16 protein-coding genes are annotated in these 18,058 nt (G+C 49.6%); 3 read left to right on the forward strand and 13 right to left on the reverse strand.

Annotated elements, in window-relative coordinates:
* The first annotated feature begins 137 nt into the window (after window positions 1-137).
* A complete protein-coding gene (locus tag CHB92_RS12455) occupies window positions 138-485 on the forward strand; it encodes a HesB/IscA family protein (protein WP_089319538.1) in 348 nt (115 codons plus the stop codon).
* A 159-nt stretch (window positions 486-644) separates the two neighbouring features.
* On the opposite strand, the gene CHB92_RS12460 is transcribed toward CHB92_RS12455, so the two are convergent.
* The 10 genes from CHB92_RS12460 to CHB92_RS12505 form a co-directional block, all read right to left on the reverse strand.
* The gene (locus tag CHB92_RS12460) at window positions 645-1,547 is read right to left on the reverse strand and encodes a ChaN family lipoprotein (RefSeq protein ID WP_089319567.1); all 903 of its coding nucleotides are present in this window, start codon (window positions 1,545-1,547) and stop codon (window positions 645-647) included.
* 82 nt (window positions 1,548-1,629) lie between these two features.
* Window positions 1,630-2,970: an ABC transporter permease gene (locus CHB92_RS12465; protein ID WP_089319539.1), complete on the reverse strand. Its 1,341-nt coding sequence runs from the start codon at window positions 2,968-2,970 to the stop codon at window positions 1,630-1,632.
* Window positions 2,963-3,874 carry an ABC transporter ATP-binding protein gene (locus CHB92_RS12470; protein ID WP_089319540.1) on the reverse strand — a complete coding sequence of 304 codons (912 nt, stop codon included), beginning with the start codon at window positions 3,872-3,874 and terminating at the stop codon, window positions 2,963-2,965. The genes CHB92_RS12465 and CHB92_RS12470 overlap by 8 nt, the downstream gene beginning before the upstream one ends.
* Before the next feature lie 199 nt (window positions 3,875-4,073).
* Window positions 4,074-5,222, reverse strand: coding sequence for a molecular chaperone DnaJ (dnaJ, locus tag CHB92_RS12475; RefSeq protein ID WP_089319541.1), 1,149 nt, complete (start codon window positions 5,220-5,222; stop codon window positions 4,074-4,076).
* 3 nt (window positions 5,223-5,225) lie between these two features.
* On the reverse strand, window positions 5,226-5,807 hold the full coding sequence (locus CHB92_RS12480) for a nucleotide exchange factor GrpE (RefSeq protein ID WP_089319542.1): 582 nt from the start codon (window positions 5,805-5,807) through the stop codon (window positions 5,226-5,228).
* Between the two features lie 194 nt (window positions 5,808-6,001).
* On the reverse strand, window positions 6,002-6,994 hold the full coding sequence (obgE, locus tag CHB92_RS12485; RefSeq protein ID WP_089319543.1) for a GTPase ObgE: 993 nt from the start codon (window positions 6,992-6,994) through the stop codon (window positions 6,002-6,004).
* A gap of 21 nt (window positions 6,995-7,015) precedes the next feature.
* Window positions 7,016-7,612, reverse strand: a complete 597-nt coding sequence (locus CHB92_RS12490) for an adenylate kinase (protein WP_089319544.1) — start codon at window positions 7,610-7,612, stop codon at window positions 7,016-7,018.
* A 122-nt stretch (window positions 7,613-7,734) separates the two neighbouring features.
* Window positions 7,735-8,277: a hypoxanthine phosphoribosyltransferase gene (hpt, locus tag CHB92_RS12495; RefSeq protein WP_089319545.1), complete on the reverse strand. Its 543-nt coding sequence runs from the start codon at window positions 8,275-8,277 to the stop codon at window positions 7,735-7,737.
* Between the two features lie 103 nt (window positions 8,278-8,380).
* A complete protein-coding gene (locus tag CHB92_RS12500) occupies window positions 8,381-10,630 on the reverse strand; it encodes a sodium-translocating pyrophosphatase (protein WP_089319546.1) in 2,250 nt (749 codons plus the stop codon).
* Between the two features lie 300 nt (window positions 10,631-10,930).
* Window positions 10,931-11,845 (reverse strand): M20/M25/M40 family metallo-hydrolase, encoded by a 915-nt coding sequence (locus CHB92_RS12505; RefSeq protein ID WP_089319547.1) that lies wholly within the window; start codon window positions 11,843-11,845, stop codon window positions 10,931-10,933.
* A gap of 104 nt (window positions 11,846-11,949) precedes the next feature.
* Here CHB92_RS12505 and CHB92_RS12510 point away from each other — a divergent pair, with 104 nt between their 5' ends.
* Window positions 11,950-13,197 (forward strand): tetratricopeptide repeat protein, encoded by a 1,248-nt coding sequence (locus CHB92_RS12510; protein WP_089319548.1) that lies wholly within the window; start codon window positions 11,950-11,952, stop codon window positions 13,195-13,197.
* A gap of 3 nt (window positions 13,198-13,200) precedes the next feature.
* Here CHB92_RS12510 and CHB92_RS12515 read toward each other — a convergent pair whose 3' ends face one another.
* From CHB92_RS12515 to CHB92_RS12525, 3 genes are read right to left on the reverse strand one after another with little or no spacing between them, the layout of a single operon-like run.
* Entirely contained in the window at window positions 13,201-14,262 is a 1,062-nt protein-coding gene (locus CHB92_RS12515) for a glycosyltransferase (RefSeq protein ID WP_089319549.1), read from the reverse strand.
* On the reverse strand, window positions 14,259-15,467 hold the full coding sequence (locus CHB92_RS12520; protein ID WP_089319550.1) for a glycosyltransferase: 1,209 nt from the start codon (window positions 15,465-15,467) through the stop codon (window positions 14,259-14,261). The genes CHB92_RS12515 and CHB92_RS12520 overlap by 4 nt, the downstream gene beginning before the upstream one ends.
* Window positions 15,467-16,636, reverse strand: a complete 1,170-nt coding sequence (locus CHB92_RS12525; RefSeq protein ID WP_179223030.1) for a glycosyltransferase — start codon at window positions 16,634-16,636, stop codon at window positions 15,467-15,469. Before CHB92_RS12525 ends, CHB92_RS12520 begins: the two co-directional genes overlap by 1 nt.
* Window positions 16,637-16,695: 59 nt before the next feature.
* On the opposite strand from CHB92_RS12525, the gene CHB92_RS12530 reads away from it, so the two are divergent.
* The gene (locus CHB92_RS12530; protein WP_089319552.1) at window positions 16,696-17,937 is read left to right on the forward strand and encodes a polysialyltransferase family glycosyltransferase; all 1,242 of its coding nucleotides are present in this window, start codon (window positions 16,696-16,698) and stop codon (window positions 17,935-17,937) included.
* Window positions 17,938-18,058: the final 121 nt, after the last annotated feature.

Raw genomic sequence — 18,058 nt, forward strand, 5'->3', positions numbered from 1 at the left:
TAAATATCGCAAAAAATTAATTTAGGATACATGAATCATTTAAGCAGCCTGGCTGTTTAAGAAGTACGAAGCGAGCTACAAGCATAATTCCTGATTATTGTGTAAGTTTGTGGCTACAAATAATGAATAGCATAATTATGGCAACAGAAACAAAAACTGCACCCATCACGCTGACAGAAAGAGCCTTAGCTGAGGTTAAGAATATAATGCAAGAGAAAAATGTTCCGGCAGAATATGGCCTGCGCGTTGGGGTGCAGGGCGGCGGCTGCTCTGGTATGTCTTACCTGCTGGGTTTCGACAAGCCAAAGGATGCCGATGAAGTATTTCACCTGGACGGCGTAGACCTGATCATGGACAAGAAGCACGGCATGTACGTAATGGGCATGGAAGTGGACTTCCAGGACGGCCTGAACGCACGTGGTTTTACGTTTAACAACCCGCAGGCACAGAGCACATGCGGTTGTGGTAGCTCCTTCTCCGCTTAATTAAGAAAACCTTCTTTCTCTTTAATAGGCAAAGCCCTGTCAGCTGACAGGGCTTTGTTATTTTCTCATTTGGCACTTTGTAGCGCAAGCATCTGCTTGTGCTTTTTTCTGGATAGCGATTCCTAGCACAAGCGGATGCTTGCGACAGGAACCGCCTCTTTAGAACGTCCTGGTCATGCTTTTGGGCACGACGAGTATAAAGTCCGCTTTCTCCTTATTGTCCTCCAGTAGCTTGTCCAGATCCTCCTGTAACACGGTGGTAATGGTACGCACCTTCGCTTCAGGCTTCTCCTGTTTCAGATACCAGCCAATGCCCTCAAAATTATCGGAGTGGTAGGCCCCGTTGAAGTGCAGTAATTGCCTCCCCTGCTCCACCTGCTCTCCGATAAAGTGCGCCATGGTGGCGTCCTTAAGTGCCTGTGCCTGCACAATATTTTCACTCTTGGTATTGCCATGGATATTGCGCCCAAACATGGACAGCATTCTTTTATAACCCGGCAAGTCCATATCTACGGTTACAGGAAGCGGAGCTATGTAGGCCTTCGCATCTGCTGAAAGGCCTTCCAAGGCATGCACCCCTCCTCCCGATACCATAGCTGCGTAACGGCGCGGCACGTTCGTGGCAATGACAGGAATCCTTTTTTCCTTCGCAAACTGAAGTATCGGCTTATAATCCGTTTTGTAATTGGGCCAGGGCCTCGACTCCTGCTCAAAGTTACCCTCAGGTACCAAACCCGCCAGGTACTCGTTTAATACCAACTGCACGTCGGCCTCAAACATTTCTGTTCCTAAAACTAACCTCTTTGGATTCTCCTGATAAAGGTCTTTTGCCACCTCCAGTTGCAGCCAGTGCGCGATGGGGTCGTTGTGCTGCTCCCCAAAAAGCACGACGTCCGCCTTCTGCAGTTCGTCCAGCATCTTACCGTAGCTGATTTGTTTGCCGTTCTTCGTAAAGAGGCGGTAGGCTGGCTTGTCTTTATCCTGGGCGGAAGTAGCTGTTAAAACCATCAGAAAGAGCAGCGTTAGAACCGAGGTTCTGGTTATTTTCCACGTGTTTGTCATGTCCATCTAATTTACAAAAAAACCGGCCCATACAGGGCCGGCTCTCAAGTTTCATTTTATTCGTAATCTGTGTCAGTTAGCACTATACCCGGTAGAACAGCCACTTTGAGAGCTCTTTGTAGTTTACCTTTTTGCCGTACATCAGGATGCCCACGCGGTATATGCGGGCAGCGATCCAGGTGGTAAACACAAAGCCGGCAATAAGTAGCGCCATAGAAAGCAAAAGCTCCCAAGCTGGCACTCCGAAAGGTATACGTACCATCATTACAATGGGTGAGGTAAAGGGAATGATGGACATCCAGAAAGAAACCGGTCCATCAGGGTTCTTTAGCACCAGCGAGTATGACATGATGAAGGAGATAATGAGCGGGATTGTGATCGGGAACATAAACTGCTGGGTATCCGTCTCGTTGTCCACTGCCGCACCAATAGCCCCAAACAGAGAGCCATAGAGCAGGTAGCCGCCCAGAAAGTAAAACAGGAAACAACCGATAATAAGCGGCAGATTCAGGTTGTTGAAGGCATTGATGGCAGAGGCAACAACCTCTGCTCCCTCGCTATCCTTGGTGGCCTCCCCTGTCTCCTCATCTTCGCCTGTAGCCGCAGCACGCCCTGCAGCAAGCTGTTGTGCAGGGGTAGGGGCAGCTTCTACCCCAAAGGCTGACTGTACCCCTGTCACTACCACTGTAGAGAGGATGACCCATAACAAAAACTGCGTAAGGCCAACGGCAGCTATCCCAATGATCTTTCCCATCATCAATTGAAAAGGCTTCACCGATGAGATCATGACCTCTACAATACGGTTGGTTTTCTCCTCGATAATGCCGCGCATGATCTGCACCCCGTACAGGAAGATAAAGAAGTAAATGATGAAAGCGCCGGCAATGCCTGCCCCGGAGGTTACCCATACGTTGTTATCCTTCTCCCCCTGGTCGCTCAGGTTGATGGTCGCCAGGCTAATGTCTGCTTCTATTCGTTCCAGCGTTTCCCGGTCCAGGCCAGACGCCATAAAGCGCTGGTTCTCGATTTCTTTTTCCAGTGCATTCTCCAGGCGCACCTGTGTCTGGTAGCTGGTGTTCTTCTTCGAGTAGATCGTAATTCCCTCCGGGTTGTCCACCGTGATCTTGGGGATGTAAAGAAGGGCGGTGTTGTCTGTCTCCTGGTACACGAACTTGGCTTGCTCCAGGGAGCCTTGCAGCGGAATGTAGGTCAGGTCCTTCTTATTCTCCAGCTTATCTGCAAACAGGCCACTTTCGTCCAGCACCATCACGGTTTCCGTCTCATCGGACATAGACACCAGCCAGGCCGGCAACACCATAAAAGCCGCCAATAGGATAGGGGTCAGGAGCGTCATGATGATAAAGCTCTTCTTGCGCACGCGTGTCAGGTACTCGCGTTGTATGATCAACCAGATTTTAGACATGGTGGGTTTCTTTTACTTTCCGGATAAAGATATCATTGATGCTCGGTACCAGCTCTATAAAAGAGTGTACCTCTACGCGCTGAATCAGGTAGCGCAGCAGGTCATTTGGTGTGGTGTTGTTCAGAAGCTTTACGTCGGCTCTAAAAGTTCCATGGTTGTCGTGCTGCTCCAGTACCTGAAAGTCAGGGGAAGTGATCATGAGCTGTCCATTCCCGATGATCTGATAGGTATCCGTCTTGTAGGCGTCCTTTATTTCCTGCACGGGCCCGTCCAGCACCTTGCGCGAGCGGTTAATCAGGGCAATGTTATCGCAGAGCTCCTCTACAGATTCCATGCGGTGGGTAGAGAATATAATGGTGGCACCATTGTCGCGCAAGCGGAGAATCTCGTCTTTGATCAGGTTGGCATTTATCGGGTCGAAGCCGGAGAAAGGCTCGTCCAGGATAATGAGTGAAGGTTCGTGCAGCACTGTGGCAATGAACTGCACCTTCTGCTGCATGCCCTTCGACAGGTCCTCTATGTTTTTGTCAATCCAGTCCCGTATCTCAAATCGGTCTATCCAGGCCTTGATGCGCGCTTTGGCCTCGCTCTTGCTCAAGCCCTTTAGCTGTGCCAGGTACAACAACTGCTCCCCTACTTTCATCTTCTTATACAGGCCCCGCTCCTCGGGCAGGTAACCGATATCCTTGATGTGATCAGGCTTCAGCCGCTCCCCTTTAAAGTATATCTCGCCGCTGTCTGCCCCTGTAATTTGTGTGATGATGCGAATCAGAGAGGTTTTACCGGCACCGTTTGGACCTAGAAGGCCAAAAATGCAGCCGGCCGGGATTTCGAAACTCACATGATCGAGCGCTGTGTGGTTCGCGTAAGTCTTTGTTACGTCTTCGATTTTCAGGATAATCAACGCTGCTGTTCTTTTGGTTTATTCAAATGTACCTTTCTGAACGGTAAAGGACAAAAGTATATTACTACCTGCCTATGTTTATCGACGAAGCCAGAAACTAACCCGATAAAGCGAAGACCGGAACGGCACAGAACTCAAAAAGAGCGCCCCTGCCTTCATTAGAAAAGCAGGGGCGCCTGTATAATCTCTTCCTTGGTTTCTACTGGAAGTAGTCTTTTACTTTCTCGAAGAAGCCTTTCTCGTTCTTGCCTGGGTGCGGCGTAAAGTTACTCGATTCACGCAAGCCTTCCAGCACGGCCTTCTCGTCACTGCTAAGCGTCTTCGGTGTCCACACGTTCACGTGAATCAACTGATCGCCTTTGCCATAGCCGTTAATATCCTGAATGCCTTTGCCTCGCAGCCTGAAGATCTCACCACTCTGTGTACCTGGCTTGATGGTGATCTTCACTTTACCAGTTATCGTAGGTACTTCTACCTCGGCACCCAGTGCTGCATCCACAAAACTGATGTACTGATCAAAGATCACGTTATTGCCATCGCGCTTCAGGGTTGGGTGCGCCTCTTCTTCTATTTGAATCAGCAGGTCTCCTGGCACGCCACCACGCTCCGGCACGTTGCCCTTACCGCTCATCGACAGTTGCATGCCATCCATTACCCCGGCAGGTACGTTGATCGAGATTACCTCTTCGCGTAGCTCGCGTCCGCTACCATGGCACGCCTCACAGTTATTCGTCACAATGCGGCCTTCCCCGTTACAGGTAGGGCAAGTGGCGGTGGACACCATCTGGCCCAGCATCGTGTTTACGACCTTGCGCACCTGTCCTGATCCCTGGCAGGAGTTACAGGTTTGCATTTCGGTGCCGTTCTTCGCGCCGTTGCCCCCGCAGGTGTCACAGGCCTCGTAACGCTTCACCTTTATCTTTTTCTCTACCCCGTTGGCTACTTCCTCCAGGTTAAGCTTTAGCTTGATGCGCAGGTTAGAGCCTTTACGGGTACGGCGGCCGCCGCCGGAACGCGCACCTCCGAAGAAGCTCTCAAACGGACTGCCCCCGCCACCGAAAATATCACCGAACTGCGAGAAGATATCCTCCATGTTCATGCCACCGCCGCCGCCGAAGCCGCCGTTCATGCCCTGATGGCCGAACTGGTCGTAACGCTGCCGTTTCTGCTGATCGCTCAGCACCTCGTACGCCTCGGCCGCCTCCTTAAACTTATCCTCGGCCGTTGGGTCGTCCGGGTTTTTATCGGGGTGGTACTTAATGGCGATTTTGCGGTAAGCTTTTTTTATCTCCTCCTGGCTCGCGCTTTTGCTTAGCCCCAAAACCTCATAATAATCTCTCTTAGCCATTATTTACGCTCCTATTATAACTTTCGCGAATCGGATCACCTTATCATTTAAGGTATATCCTTTCTCTATAACATCTACAATTTTGCCTTTCAGTTCCTCAGACGGAGCCGGAATCTGTGTAACCGCCTCGTGCATGTCGCTGTCAAAGCTGTCACCGGCTTTTATCTCCATCGGCTTCAGGCCTTTCTGCTGCGTTACATGCTTCAGCTTATGGAATACCAGTTCCAGGCCCTGCAGCATCGCATCTACGTCTTTCGTCGCCTCAATAGACTGACGCGCGCGCTCCATATCGTCCAGCACTGGCAACAGGTCACCCATCAGGTCCTGTGTGGCCGTCTTGGCCAGGTCGATACGCTCCTTTGCTGTTCTGCGTCTGAAGTTCTCAAACTCTGCCATCAGGCGCACAAACTTGTCCTTCATCTCGGCCAGTTCGGCTGCTGTATTATCCTGCTGACCCTCTTCGGCCGTCTCAGCGATTTCTTCTTCTTGGTTCAGCTCTTCGTCCTGTACCTCTGCCTCCGTTTTGGCAGTATTGTCCTGCAGTTGCTCGTTTTCCTGTTCTTTCTTAATATCTTTATCTGACATAATGCCTGAATTAAGTTAGGTTAATAACTCTATGTTGTCTTGTCAATTAACTTGCCAAACCCGGCTTCGTGCCATTCTGACACTTTTGATTCAATTCAAATCATGAAGCCTGCTCTTGTGGCTATGGCTACAAAAAAATCGGTAGCAAGCTTTATAGCCTCTACCGATCGTTGTTATTCTACTGGAAGGGTGGTCTAGCTGTTAAGCGCCTCCCAGATCATGTCTTTTAGCTGCGTGAGGTTCTTTTGCGTGAGGCTCGAGATAAACACTGTCGGCAGTCCTTCTGGCAAGGTTTGGCGCATCTCCTGCTCCAGCTCCTCATCCAACATATCAGACTTGGTAACTGCTAGGATTCGCTTCTTGTCCAAAAGCTCCGGGTTGTATGTTTCCAGCTCTTTCAGCAACACACGGTACTCCTCGGCTATGTCGGCACTCTCACAGGAAACCATAAACAGCAGCATCGAGTTCCGCTCTATGTGGCGCAGAAAACGTAGCCCTAAGCCCTTGCCTTCAGAGGCCCCCTCAATGATACCTGGTATGTCGGCCATCACGAAAGACTTATAGTCGCGGTAAGCCACCACCCCCAGGTTAGGCTCCAGGGTGGTAAAAGGATAGTTCGCAATCTTTGGTTTTGCCGCTGAGATAACCGAAAGCAAGGTAGACTTGCCGGCATTCGGGAAACCGACCAAACCAACATCGGCCAACAGCTTTAACTCCAGGATCACCCACTCCTCTATGCCTGGCTCACCGGGCTGGGCATAGCGGGGCGTTTGGTTCGTAGGGGACTTAAAGTGGGCATTCCCGAGGCCGCCGCGTCCGCCGGGCGTCAGGATAACCTCCTGCCCGTCCTCCGTAATCTCGCACATCAGTTCCCCCGTCTCCGCATTCCGGGCAATGGTACCCAAAGGCACTTCCAGCACCTCGTCTTTTCCCTGCGCTCCCGAAGAGTGACTGGGACCTCCGTTCTGGCCATTCTCGGCAATCACGTGCTTGCGGTACTGCAAATGCAGCAGTGTCCAGAGTTGTGCATTCCCCCGAAGGATGACATGCCCTCCCCGGCCGCCGTCGCCACCGTCCGGGCCGCCTTTCGCCGTCTTCTTGTCACGGTGCAAGTGGGCAGACCCGCCGCCGCCGTGGCCCGAGCGCGAGTTGATCTTTACGTAATCTATAAAATTGGATGATGCCAAATCTGGTAAGCGTAAAAGGGCTTATTTCTTCTCTTCTTGTTTTTCTTTCAAAGCATCAATCTTCTGACAGAGGTCTTTGAAGATCTCCTCGATGTCGCCAATGCCATCCACCGAGAAATATTTCCCCTGCCCGGCATAATAGTCTGCGACAGGGGCTGTTTTGGTATTATACTCCTGCACGCGCTTACGGATCAACTCCTCGTTCTGGTCATCCGGACGGCCAGAGGTTTTGCCTCTCAGCAGCAGGCGCTTGGTTAGCTCCTCGTCGTCCACACGTAGCGCGATCATGCAGGAAATCTCCGTGCCATTATCTTGCAGCAGCTTATCCAGGCCTTGCGCCTGAGGCACCGTGCGCGGAAAACCATCAAAGATAAAGCCCCCCGCTCTGCGGTGCTCTTTCACTTTATTCTCGATCATGCCAATCACCACTTCATCCGGCACCAGCAGGCCGTTGTCCATCAGTTTCTTGGCCTCCAAGCCCAGTTTAGTGCCAGCGGCAATCTCAGAGCGGAGCAAATCACCGGTAGACAGGTGTATCAGATTGTACTTATCTATCAGTTTCTGGCTTTGTGTTCCTTTACCGGCACCTGGAGGGCCGAACAAGACGATGTTGAGCATATCTTCTAATAAATGTAAAAGTCGAATTTACGGATATTATTGATGAGTTTTCATTTTTTTTAGCTTGTGGCTACGCGATAGCTACAGCTTAAACTCCCTTATGTGGGTGCTCCCACCCCTGTTTACGATATAATTTTATAAATATCGCGCAGGTTACGCCCCAAACCATTGTAGTCCAGGCCATAGCCTACCACAAAATCATTCGGGATAGAGCGGGCTACATACTTTACGTCAAGCGGATGCTGCAGGCAATCTGGCTTTAACAGTAATGTGGCGACCTCCACTGAGGCCGGCTTTCGCTCTTTCAGTTGCTGCAGCAGGCCATGCACCGTGTGGCCGGTGTCCACGATGTCCTCCAGCACCACTACATGGCGGCTGTGTATGTCCTCACTCAGCCCGAGAATTTCCTTCACCTTGCCCGTACTCTGCATGTCCTGATAGGATGCCAGCCGGATAAATGATATTTCGCACGGAATGGAGATGCGCTTCATCAGATCGGCGGTAAACATGAAGGAGCCGTTGAGTACCGCCAGGAAAAGGGGTTGCTTGTGCTCATACTCTTTGTTTATCTGCTCCGCCAGCATGTTTACACGGGCGATGATCTCTTCTTCAAAAATATAGGTACTAAACTCGCAGTCGTGTAGTTTGACGGTACGGGGATCCATGAAATGTTTTTTTTGTGCCTGAACAAAGGTACGTATAATAAAAAAATAAGCCCAACAATGCGGTTGGGCTTATGCGAAAGTATGGCAGTTGTTTCCTTGACTCCTAGTGTAGCGACACGGTAACCTCCCCGTTAACCGTGGCTTTGGCCGTTCCTGGCAAAGTCTTCTTTTGCTCGTTCAGGTTGATTTCCTCCAACTCAAGAGGTGCCTCTGGTATAGCAGGCTCCTGTTCAAAGCCAATGTGCGGCGCAATCACCAGCGACACGATAGACATCAGTTTGATGAGGATGTTCATAGAGGGCCCGGAAGTATCTTTAAAAGGGTCACCTACCGTATCGCCGGTAACAGAAGCTTTGTGTGGCTCAGATCCCTTGTATTCTACCACGCCGTTTATCTCCACTCCTTTCTCGAAAGACTTTTTGGCGTTGTCCCAGGCACCGCCGGCGTTTGATTGGAACATGGCCATCAACACCCCTGACACCGTTACACCTGCCAGCAGGCCGCCCAGAATTTCAGGAGAGGAGGTATCCGGGAACACGCCTTTAAAACCGAAACCCACGATCAGGGGCACGATCAGGGCTATGGCGCCCGGCAGCATCATTTCCCGAATGGCAGCCTGTGTGGATATGGCGACGCACTTTTCGTACTCTGGCTTCCCCGTGCCCTCCATAATGCCCGGTATTTCCCGGAACTGCCGCCGCACTTCCTGCACCATAGACATGGCAGCCCTACCTACCGCGGATATAGCCAACGCCGAGAAGATGAACGGAATCATGGCCCCGATAAAGAGCCCAGCCAACACGGGGGCCTTGTATAAGTCAATGGTTCTGATGCCTGCAATACCCACAAAGGCCGCGAAGAGCGCCAATGAAGTAAGAGCAGCCGAGGCAATAGCGAAGCCTTTGCCCGTTGCGGCGGTCGTGTTACCCACCGCATCGAGGATATCAGTCCGTTCGCGTACTTCCTTGGGCAATTCGCTCATTTCGGCGATACCACCGGCATTGTCTGCGATGGGGCCAAACGCATCTATGGCTAACTGCATAGCCGTGGTGGCCATCATGCCGGCCGCGGCAATAGCCACGCCATATAAGCCTGCCGCCGCATAAGAGAGCACAATTCCCGCTGCCAGCACAATGATAGGTAGCACTGTGGAATGCATCCCTACAGCCAGTCCGGCAATAATGTTCGTGGCGTGGCCCGTAGAAGACTGCTGCACGATGGAGTTAACGGGCTTTTTACCCATGGCCGTATAGTACTCGGTGATGATGCTCATGAGGCCTCCTACTATTAGCCCTACCAGTACCGCCATAAACACTCCGTTTGGGGTAAAGTCGAAGTTACGAAGATTCAGGCTTTCCGGCAGGAGCCATTGTATCACGAAGTATGAAGCAATTGCCGTCAGGACTACCGATATCCAGTTACCCCGGTTAAGCGCCGCCTGCACATCTCCTCCCTCACTTACCCGCACGAACAGCATGCCTATAAAAGAAAATACAATACCCAGACCGGCAATTAGCATAGGCAGAATAATGGGCGACAGTCCGCCGAATTGGTCCAGCACGACTACTTCCCGCCCCAGTACCATCGTTGCCAGGATGGTGGCCACATAAGACCCAAAAAGGTCAGCCCCCATACCTGCTACGTCCCCTACGTTGTCGCCCACGTTATCAGCAATGGTTGCGGGGTTACGGGGGTCATCTTCGGGTATACCCGCCTCTACCTTCCCTACCAGGTCGGCGCCCACATCGGCAGCTTTCGTGTAAATCCCCCCCCCTACACGTGCAAAAAGGGCAATACTCTCAGCCCCTAAGGAGAAGCCTGTGAGCACCTCCAGTGCAATCTCCATCTGCACCCCGTTCACATCAGCTCCCTGGCTCACAACAAACAGGTAATAAAACAGGATGAAAAGGGACCCCAGCCCCAACACAGCCAATCCGGCCACCCCCATACCCATCACGGAACCTCCCGCAAACGACACTTTCAAGGCTTTGGCAAGGCTGCTTCGGCCTGCCTCCGCTGTCCGCACGTTTGCCTTTGTGGCGATACGCATACCAATAAAACCGGCCAGCGCCGAGAAAAAAGCCCCTATGATGAAAGCCCCGACGATCAGCGGATGTGATCTTTCCCCGGTATAGCCCAGGTAAGCCAGAAACAGCGAAGCAATGATCACAAAATAAGCCAGCACTTTGTACTCTGCCTTCAGAAAGGCCATAGCGCCATCCGCTATGTGGCGGGCAATGGTACTCATGCGTTCGTTACCGGCCGGCTGCTTTGTTACCCAGGCAGACCTGATCCAGGTGTAGAGCAGGGCCGCCAATCCAAAGGCCGGAATTGCGTAGAGAATAGTTTCCATGGGGTGTGATTAGAGGTTTAAGAGAACACCAGAATATAATATTAAATAAAGTATATTATATAGACTTTTCCAACTGTTTCACACCAACTATTCACCCTCCAAGCAAAACCTTTATTTTCTGTGTATAAGCAAGTTGTAACACCAACACATCCTCCTGCTTTAAAAAGCAGCAGTACCATGTCAGAATCATGTTCCACAGAAGCAAAAAGGGGCTGATCTCAATGAAAGATCAGCCCCTTCTCATCAAGGAAATTGCTGTAGCCCTAGGCGTCTCGCTTAAAGCTTCAGTTGATGTCGAAGCTAGAGTTTTTCCATGAGCACCTGGTACAACTTTACCATGCTGTCGATGTCTTTCTTATGCACGATCTCATCCGGGCTATGCACGTTATCTTCAGGAGCACCCACAAAGCACCAGTCCCAAGGGTAGGCGCTATGCTGTAACTCTTTAGCGTCGCTTCCACCCGAGCCTTCCACCTCCAACTGGTAAGGGATGTTCGCTTCTTTTGCAATGCCTATGATTTTCTCTACATATGCTCTCCGTGGAATAAGGCTATCGCGCATAGAGATAACCACGCCGGAACCAGGGTGTACGCCCTCCGTTACCCAGGTGATGTCCGCTATCAGGCCCTGCTTTACGCCATACTGCTCATAAATGTACCTGGCCAGGTAAGCTACCGATCCGCCGCCGTGTTCCTCCCAACAACTAAAGGCGATAATGCCGTTTTCCAGTGTTTCCGCTACCTGCAGGGCAGCCCAAACGCCCAAACGATTGTCCAGGTAGCAGCTTTGTACTGTATCATCCGTCTCCCGGAAGTCACACTTAAACACAAGCTCTGTGCCGCGTGCTATCTCCCGTTCATACGCATAGGTTAACTCCCTTTCTTCTTCATCGTACTGCAATGTACACTCAATCTTTCCTAGGAGATCTTCCCCAACCAGTTTGTAGCCTGTCTCGAGGTCGGGGCCACCTATCCGCACCAACTGCTTGCCATAGCGAACCGTAAATCCGATGGAGTCCATGTGCGCGAAAATTGCACTTCTTGGTTTGCCAAACACCAAAAGAATGCAATCCTGAAAGCCTTCCCCGTGTAGCACGATGGGCTCCTGCCTCCACTTGTTTTTATGTTCCTGGACGTAGTTCAGTAAAAAATTCGTAAGGTTTCTCTCGTTACCAGACGGGGCGTGTATCTGGCAGAGCTGCTCCAGAAGCTTCATAATTATTTTCTCTTTATGGAATTCAAAGTTAGTAGATTTGTTGTACTTTTATTACTACGGCATCTGAGGCAGCAAAGGCCGTCTTCCAATACTGATTAAAAAGCATGAAGAAGTTACTGTTTGTTATCTTCACACTTATTTTACCGGCTTTAGCCACAGCACAGCAGCCAGGCGCGCCTACTGATACGACGGCCATGCGTCATATTACCTTCGAGTCGATTGAGGTGGTACCTGAGGCAGCGCGGGTAAAAGGCATGCTGCTGCTGAACAAAGACATACAGTACGAACTGGAAGGGGCCGTGGACAACATGTACAACTTTAAGTACGAGCGTGCCGAAAAGCAATTCAAGTCCCTGCGCCGCCGTTACCCGGAGCACCCGCTTCCTTACTTCCTGCTGGGCCTGAGCCAGTGGTGGAAAATCCTGCCTACCAATATCCAGACCCTGCAGTACGACGATTCCTTCTTTGCCTATATGGACACGACCATTCAGAAGGCTGAGAAGCTGTACGATGCAGATGAGGATAATGTGGAAGCCGCTTTTTTTATGGCTGCCGCGTATGGCTTTACAGCCCGCCTGCACTCCGAGCGCAGCAATTGGCGCAAGGCCACTGTTGCCAGCAAGCGCGCATTGGACTACATGGAAAAAGCCAAGGCCGGTAATGGCCTTAGCCCGGAGTTCCTCTTTGGGGAAGCACTCTTTAACTACTATTCTGTCTGGATTCCGGAGCATTACCCAATGCTGCGTCCTGTGCTCCTGTTTTTCCCGAACGGAGACAAGCGCCTAGGGCTAAAGCAGCTTGCTTATGTGGCAAACACGGGCTTTTACACCGGTACGGAAAGCAAGCTCTTCCTGATGAAGATCTATGCAAACGAGGAGAAGGAAATGGAGAAGGCGCTCCAGCTGGCAGAAGAACTGTACCAGAAGTACCCGGACAACGCTTATTTCCAGCGTTACTACGCCCGCCTGTTGTTTGTGCAGGGGCATTTTACGAAAGCCGAGCAGGTATCTATAGACATGCTGCAGCGGATACAGCAAGAGATGCCAGGCTATGAGGCCGTTAGCGGACGCTATGCCTCCTATATTCTGGCGTATATCAACCAACACAAATACCATGACCTGCAGAAGGCCGAGCAGCACTACAAGAACTCGATTGTGTATGCGGAGATGTCGGATGAGCGTGACTCGGGCTATTACTTAAACTCTTACCTGAACCTGGCCCGTATCGCCGACAAGCGAAATGACAAAGCCACAGCCAAGGCTTATTACAGTGTAGTACTGAAGGCAAGCGAAAAGAAGTCAGCTAATTATAAAGAGGCCAAGGAGTACCTGAAGAAAAACAGGAAAAAGTAAGGGCTAACGGAATAAACTTAAAAAGGTACTGTGGTACGCCTGCAAGGAGTAGTGCTGCCTGACCCATTCCTGTCCGTTTGCCCCCATTTGCTCACGCAGTTCTGGGTTGTTAATCAGTTGTTCCAGGTGCTCATACCATTCCTCTGCAGTGGAGCAGGCAAACCCGGCCTTTCCGTTAGGCACAGCCTGTATGTTTGCCCCTACTGCAGAAACAACTGCCGGAATGCCCAGGGCCATATATTGGAGCGCTTTAAAAGCACATTTTCCCTTAGCCCATTCTGAATCCGGAAGGGGCATTAGCCCTATGTTCAGCTCCAGCAGGTCTTGTACTTCACGCTCCGCTTTCCACTTTCTAAATTCCAAAGACTGAAGCTGTAGTTGTGGTGGCTGGTCAGCAATAACCACGAACCGGAAGCGGTACTTTTGCTCCAGTCGCTGTAACACAGGTTCAATTAACTGCAAGTACAGGAGGGTTGAGTGTGAGCCGATCCAGCCAAGCACCACCTCCGCTCGCTGTTCTTTTCTGTGGTGGTAGAGGTGAACAGTATCCAGTACACTAGGAAGCAAGACCACCTTCTGGTTATGCTTTTGCGCAAAAGACAGCAAGTAATTGTTCCCGCAACTTACCTTGTCGCTCCACCGGCATATACTTCTCGTCTTCCCGTGCCATTTAAAACTTGCCGCCATCTTGTTAGAAGCTGTCGTGTTAGGCAACCAGATCGCGTCGTCAAAGTCGAAGACTATTTTCTTACGAAAGACTTTTGCGGCTATCCACTCAAACCAAGGGGGTCCCACAGGGGTAGCCTCCCGGTGGATAAAGACGAAATCATAGGCTGGCAACCGAAATAACAGGGCGCAACGCTTGATAAAGCCTGCTAGCAACCCGATGGATTTTTGCCTGGCGTGCCTGGGCTTGTATAGCACCTGCCAGGTTTGGCAACTCCAGAAGGGCGCTACTTCATACTTTATCTCGTGCATGTCAAGTATGGGGAGCCACTGTTCCACGCGGTAACGCTGTGAAGCAGCCTCTCCGTGGGGATAAGGCACCACAAACAGCAATCTCATTGGTGCCCCTCCTGCTTCTGGCCGAAAAAGTATTCGTATGCCTCTTTTACCCTGTCTGGGTTTCTGTACTTCCTGGCCAGCTTTGGTATTTCCTGCCGGTGGTTAGGATCTTGCAGTATGTGCAATATTTGCTGCACAGCCCTCTCCACGCTTCCCACCTCCTGCAAGTTAAACAAAGCGCCACCGCCTTCGTTTTTAATAATATCACTGTCATCTCCCACGCCTTCGGTTAACAGCACGGGTAAACCGTTCGCCCAGTACTCCCCGATCTTTATGGGCGAAAGGCATCTCTTGGAAGGCCCGGGTTTAAAGGTTGCAAAGGCAAAGTCAGCAGCCGACATGTACTGCGGCACTTCTGTATGAGGAACAGTAGTTATATACACCCTATCCTTATCAATATTACTCTCCTCCAGGTAGTGTATAATTTCTTCCTGAGGCTGTGGTGATAGTATAAGGAGTCTAAATCGGGGAACTGTTTTAAAGCATTGCCTATAGATTTGGAAGACCTCCTCTTTATAGTAAAGGTCTCCATACTTCCCTACATATATGCCTACGCACTCATCCTTTTCTATGCTTAAAGCCCTTCTCATACTTTCCCGACTACTCTCCCGCATCATAAACTGCTGGAGATCTACCACACAAGGCACTAACTTAATTTTCCCTTTAGGAACCCTCTCTCTCAAAAGCTCTTGTCTGTACTTTTCTGATACAGGCATCAAACCAGTCGCGTACTTCTTCTCCCGCTCTTCCCACATCTTTTGAAAAATGTACTTCAGGTTGTGCTTACCCCATACACCAGACTCTAACATATAAGCAGCATGAGGTTCAAAAAGAGACACATAGTAAGGAATACCTGACCTGGTAAAAATGAAATGCGCCAAGGCTCCTGCCAAAGCGCCAAAACCAACGACACTGTTAATTTCTTTTTTCTCCGCAATGGTTTTAAGCCGGGCAGGTAGTACCAGAAAGTCCGCTGCTTTACTGAGTATGTTGGGGCCATAGTTCTTAATGTAAACCGGCTTATGCTCCACCTTGCCTGGTAATTGCCTTTCTCCCACTACGTGATGCTCTCGCTCCAGCGTTACTAAGAGAATCTTTTGGACACTCGATATTTCATCCAGGGCCTGCACATGGGGCAAGACAGCTCCCTGCGTCAGTCCATCCTCCAGCCCCCAGTAAGAAAGTACTAGCACTCTTTTCGCCATCAGCTGTTCGTATCGTAAAAAAGATGCCGAAAGAACTTCTCTTTGTATACCTTATAAGAGAACCTGTTATTGATGTCCTGTTCTACTTTGGCTCTATCTATCAGCTCTTTGTCCCGGTTATGGTAGACATGCTCCAGCTTTGCAAGACAGTCTTCTTGGTCTCCTGCGGCAAACAGAAAACCTGTTTCACCATCATTAACTACCTCTTTAAGCCCTCCTGCATCTGAGGCCAACAGTGTCGTTCCCGCTGCCAGAGCTTCTAAAGCTACAAAGGAAAGTCCCTCTACAAAAGAAGGTACGACTACTAAATCTGCCTTTTCTAGCATACAACGCAAATGAGGATTTGACACAGCCCCAGTTAGTCTGACAAAGGCATTCAAGCTATTATTCCTTATCCTAGCCTTTATCTCTTCTTCTGCTTCTCCTGCTCCAATTAACAAAAGCTGCAGATTCCCTGCCTTTATTCTCTTTCTCTTCAAAAACCTCTCTAGCACTTCCAAAAAGAAGAGCTGCCCTTTGTTACAATCCAGCCTTCCTGGCAACACAATTTTAAAAGCCTCCTCTTTGCCGACAAAGACAGATACTTTCTCTGTTGGTACCTTAGCCAGGTTAAAAATCGGGTTATACAGAACTACGTGCCTATGATGTTTCATAAAATGCGCCTCAACGTCTGTTCTTGTCGCCTTGCTAATGGATATGTGGCTATTATCTGCCAAACGCGCCAATCCCTGATTTAAGCTGTTAATGGTAATTCTAGGAAAAGAGTTTAAAGGGAACTGAGCATACTGTAATCCGTGATAGTACTGATGCAGTGCCAGCCTCAAGCCTGTCGTAAAGCCAAACAGTTTCACCAAACGCATAATAAAATGCGCATAAGGAGCATTTGCAACAACGACAGACACCTGCCTCTTTTTAAGAAACTGGAGGATAGGCCCAATAATTGAAAGAGATGATAAGAAAGCTTGGGGCGAGAGATAAGCATCCTGCTGACGGAGCTGCAGTATGTCTTGCGGAGGCACTAGAACTCCTAGCTCCTGGAGCACATCCGCATCAAAGTCTGACAGCACGATCAGACACACATTTACTTTCCTCTCTTGCAGTGCAGCTATTTGATTGGCAACCTGTTTCGTTATACCTTCACGGGCAATGGCTGGTGTAATAACAGCCACATTAGGTCGTCTTGAGTTTCCAAAAGAAAGCATTTACAACTAACAGCTAAAGCCGGTTTATGGGGGAAGCTCCAAATATACTATTTATCGGCAACTACAGTAGATTAGACTATCTGAGCCTTTTAAAGGATTCCCGAGGCCACTGCAGGTTTACTTTTCTGTTTTACGCCTCTCCTAAGGAGGAAAAGAACACCACTTATAAAAAGTATGGAGAAGCCATTTACTGGCAGGACTTTACGAGTGCTGATCAACTCCTGAGTGCCGTTACTCCCTCTAAAGTAGTCTTTTTATACATCGAATCATATAACCACGTTCTACTGAACTTGGCATGCCAGAAAGCGACAATCCCTACATACCTGCTAGAGCATGGACTACGAGCTGCAGTGAGCTTTCAATACAAGAACAAGCCGCAACTCAAGACTTCTATTAAGACTAAACTTGACCTTTACCTTACCATTCTTAGAGACCTCAGATCCAGAATAAGAACCAGACGGTTTCTCCTTAACAGTCTCAAGGAACTATCAGCTAATGACAAAGCATTCGCAGAGCAGTTTATCCGTGTACGCAGTAAACATAACTATCTTGACACAGTCAGAGAAGTAAGTTCGCCAAAACGATTAGCGGGGCATTACGTATCCTTTAGCCCTAAAATTTTCAAAATTCATCAAGAACAGGAAGCCCTTCCCAATAAGCAGGCAAGAAGTTTTATTGGAATCCCCTACTTTGATAAGTTTTGTAATGTTACCAGAGCCAAACACCTACAAAGAGCTATCTTATTGATTGATCAACCCTTAGCCGAGCAAGGCTTACTGCAATGGGACCGAGCTAATAAACAAGTATTTATCCAGGAATTACTTAAGGTATGCAGTGAACATCGTTATAAGCTGTATGTGAAGCCCCACCCTTGGCAAGACTTGAAACTATGGGAAGAGCAGCGATCAACAACTAACCTGGAAATAGTTGACGAGGAGAAGTTACTAGCTCTTGCCCCTTCTATACCACTCGTTCTGGGTTTCTATTCCACTCTTTTGATGCCTTTTGCAGCATTTAGGCATACAACGGTTATCACCTATGAAAATCATCCTGCTGGAAAGCTTCTAATTTCCCAACCTTTTATTGAATCAGGCGTTGCTCACGCTATTTGCAGCTTAAAGGAGCTAGGCGGTATCCTTCCTAACCTTGAAAAACTACACCAACAACAATTCCCCCATAAAGCGACCTTTATAAATGACTGGCTTTACAAATTTGATGGGAAGAGCGGGGAACGTTTAAGGGATATTCTGTTAAGCGGTGAGTTGTAAAAAGAAGAGGCTTTCATGGTGAAAGCCTTTTCTTATCCTTACGCTTCCTGCCTGTCAGGAACCTGCACCTTATCTCTGAAGTACTCCAGGGTCCTTTTCAGGCCCTCGGCCCGGTCCACCC

Source organism: Pontibacter ummariensis, assembly GCF_900188175.1.
Lineage (GTDB): Bacteria > Bacteroidota > Bacteroidia > Cytophagales > Hymenobacteraceae > Pontibacter > Pontibacter ummariensis.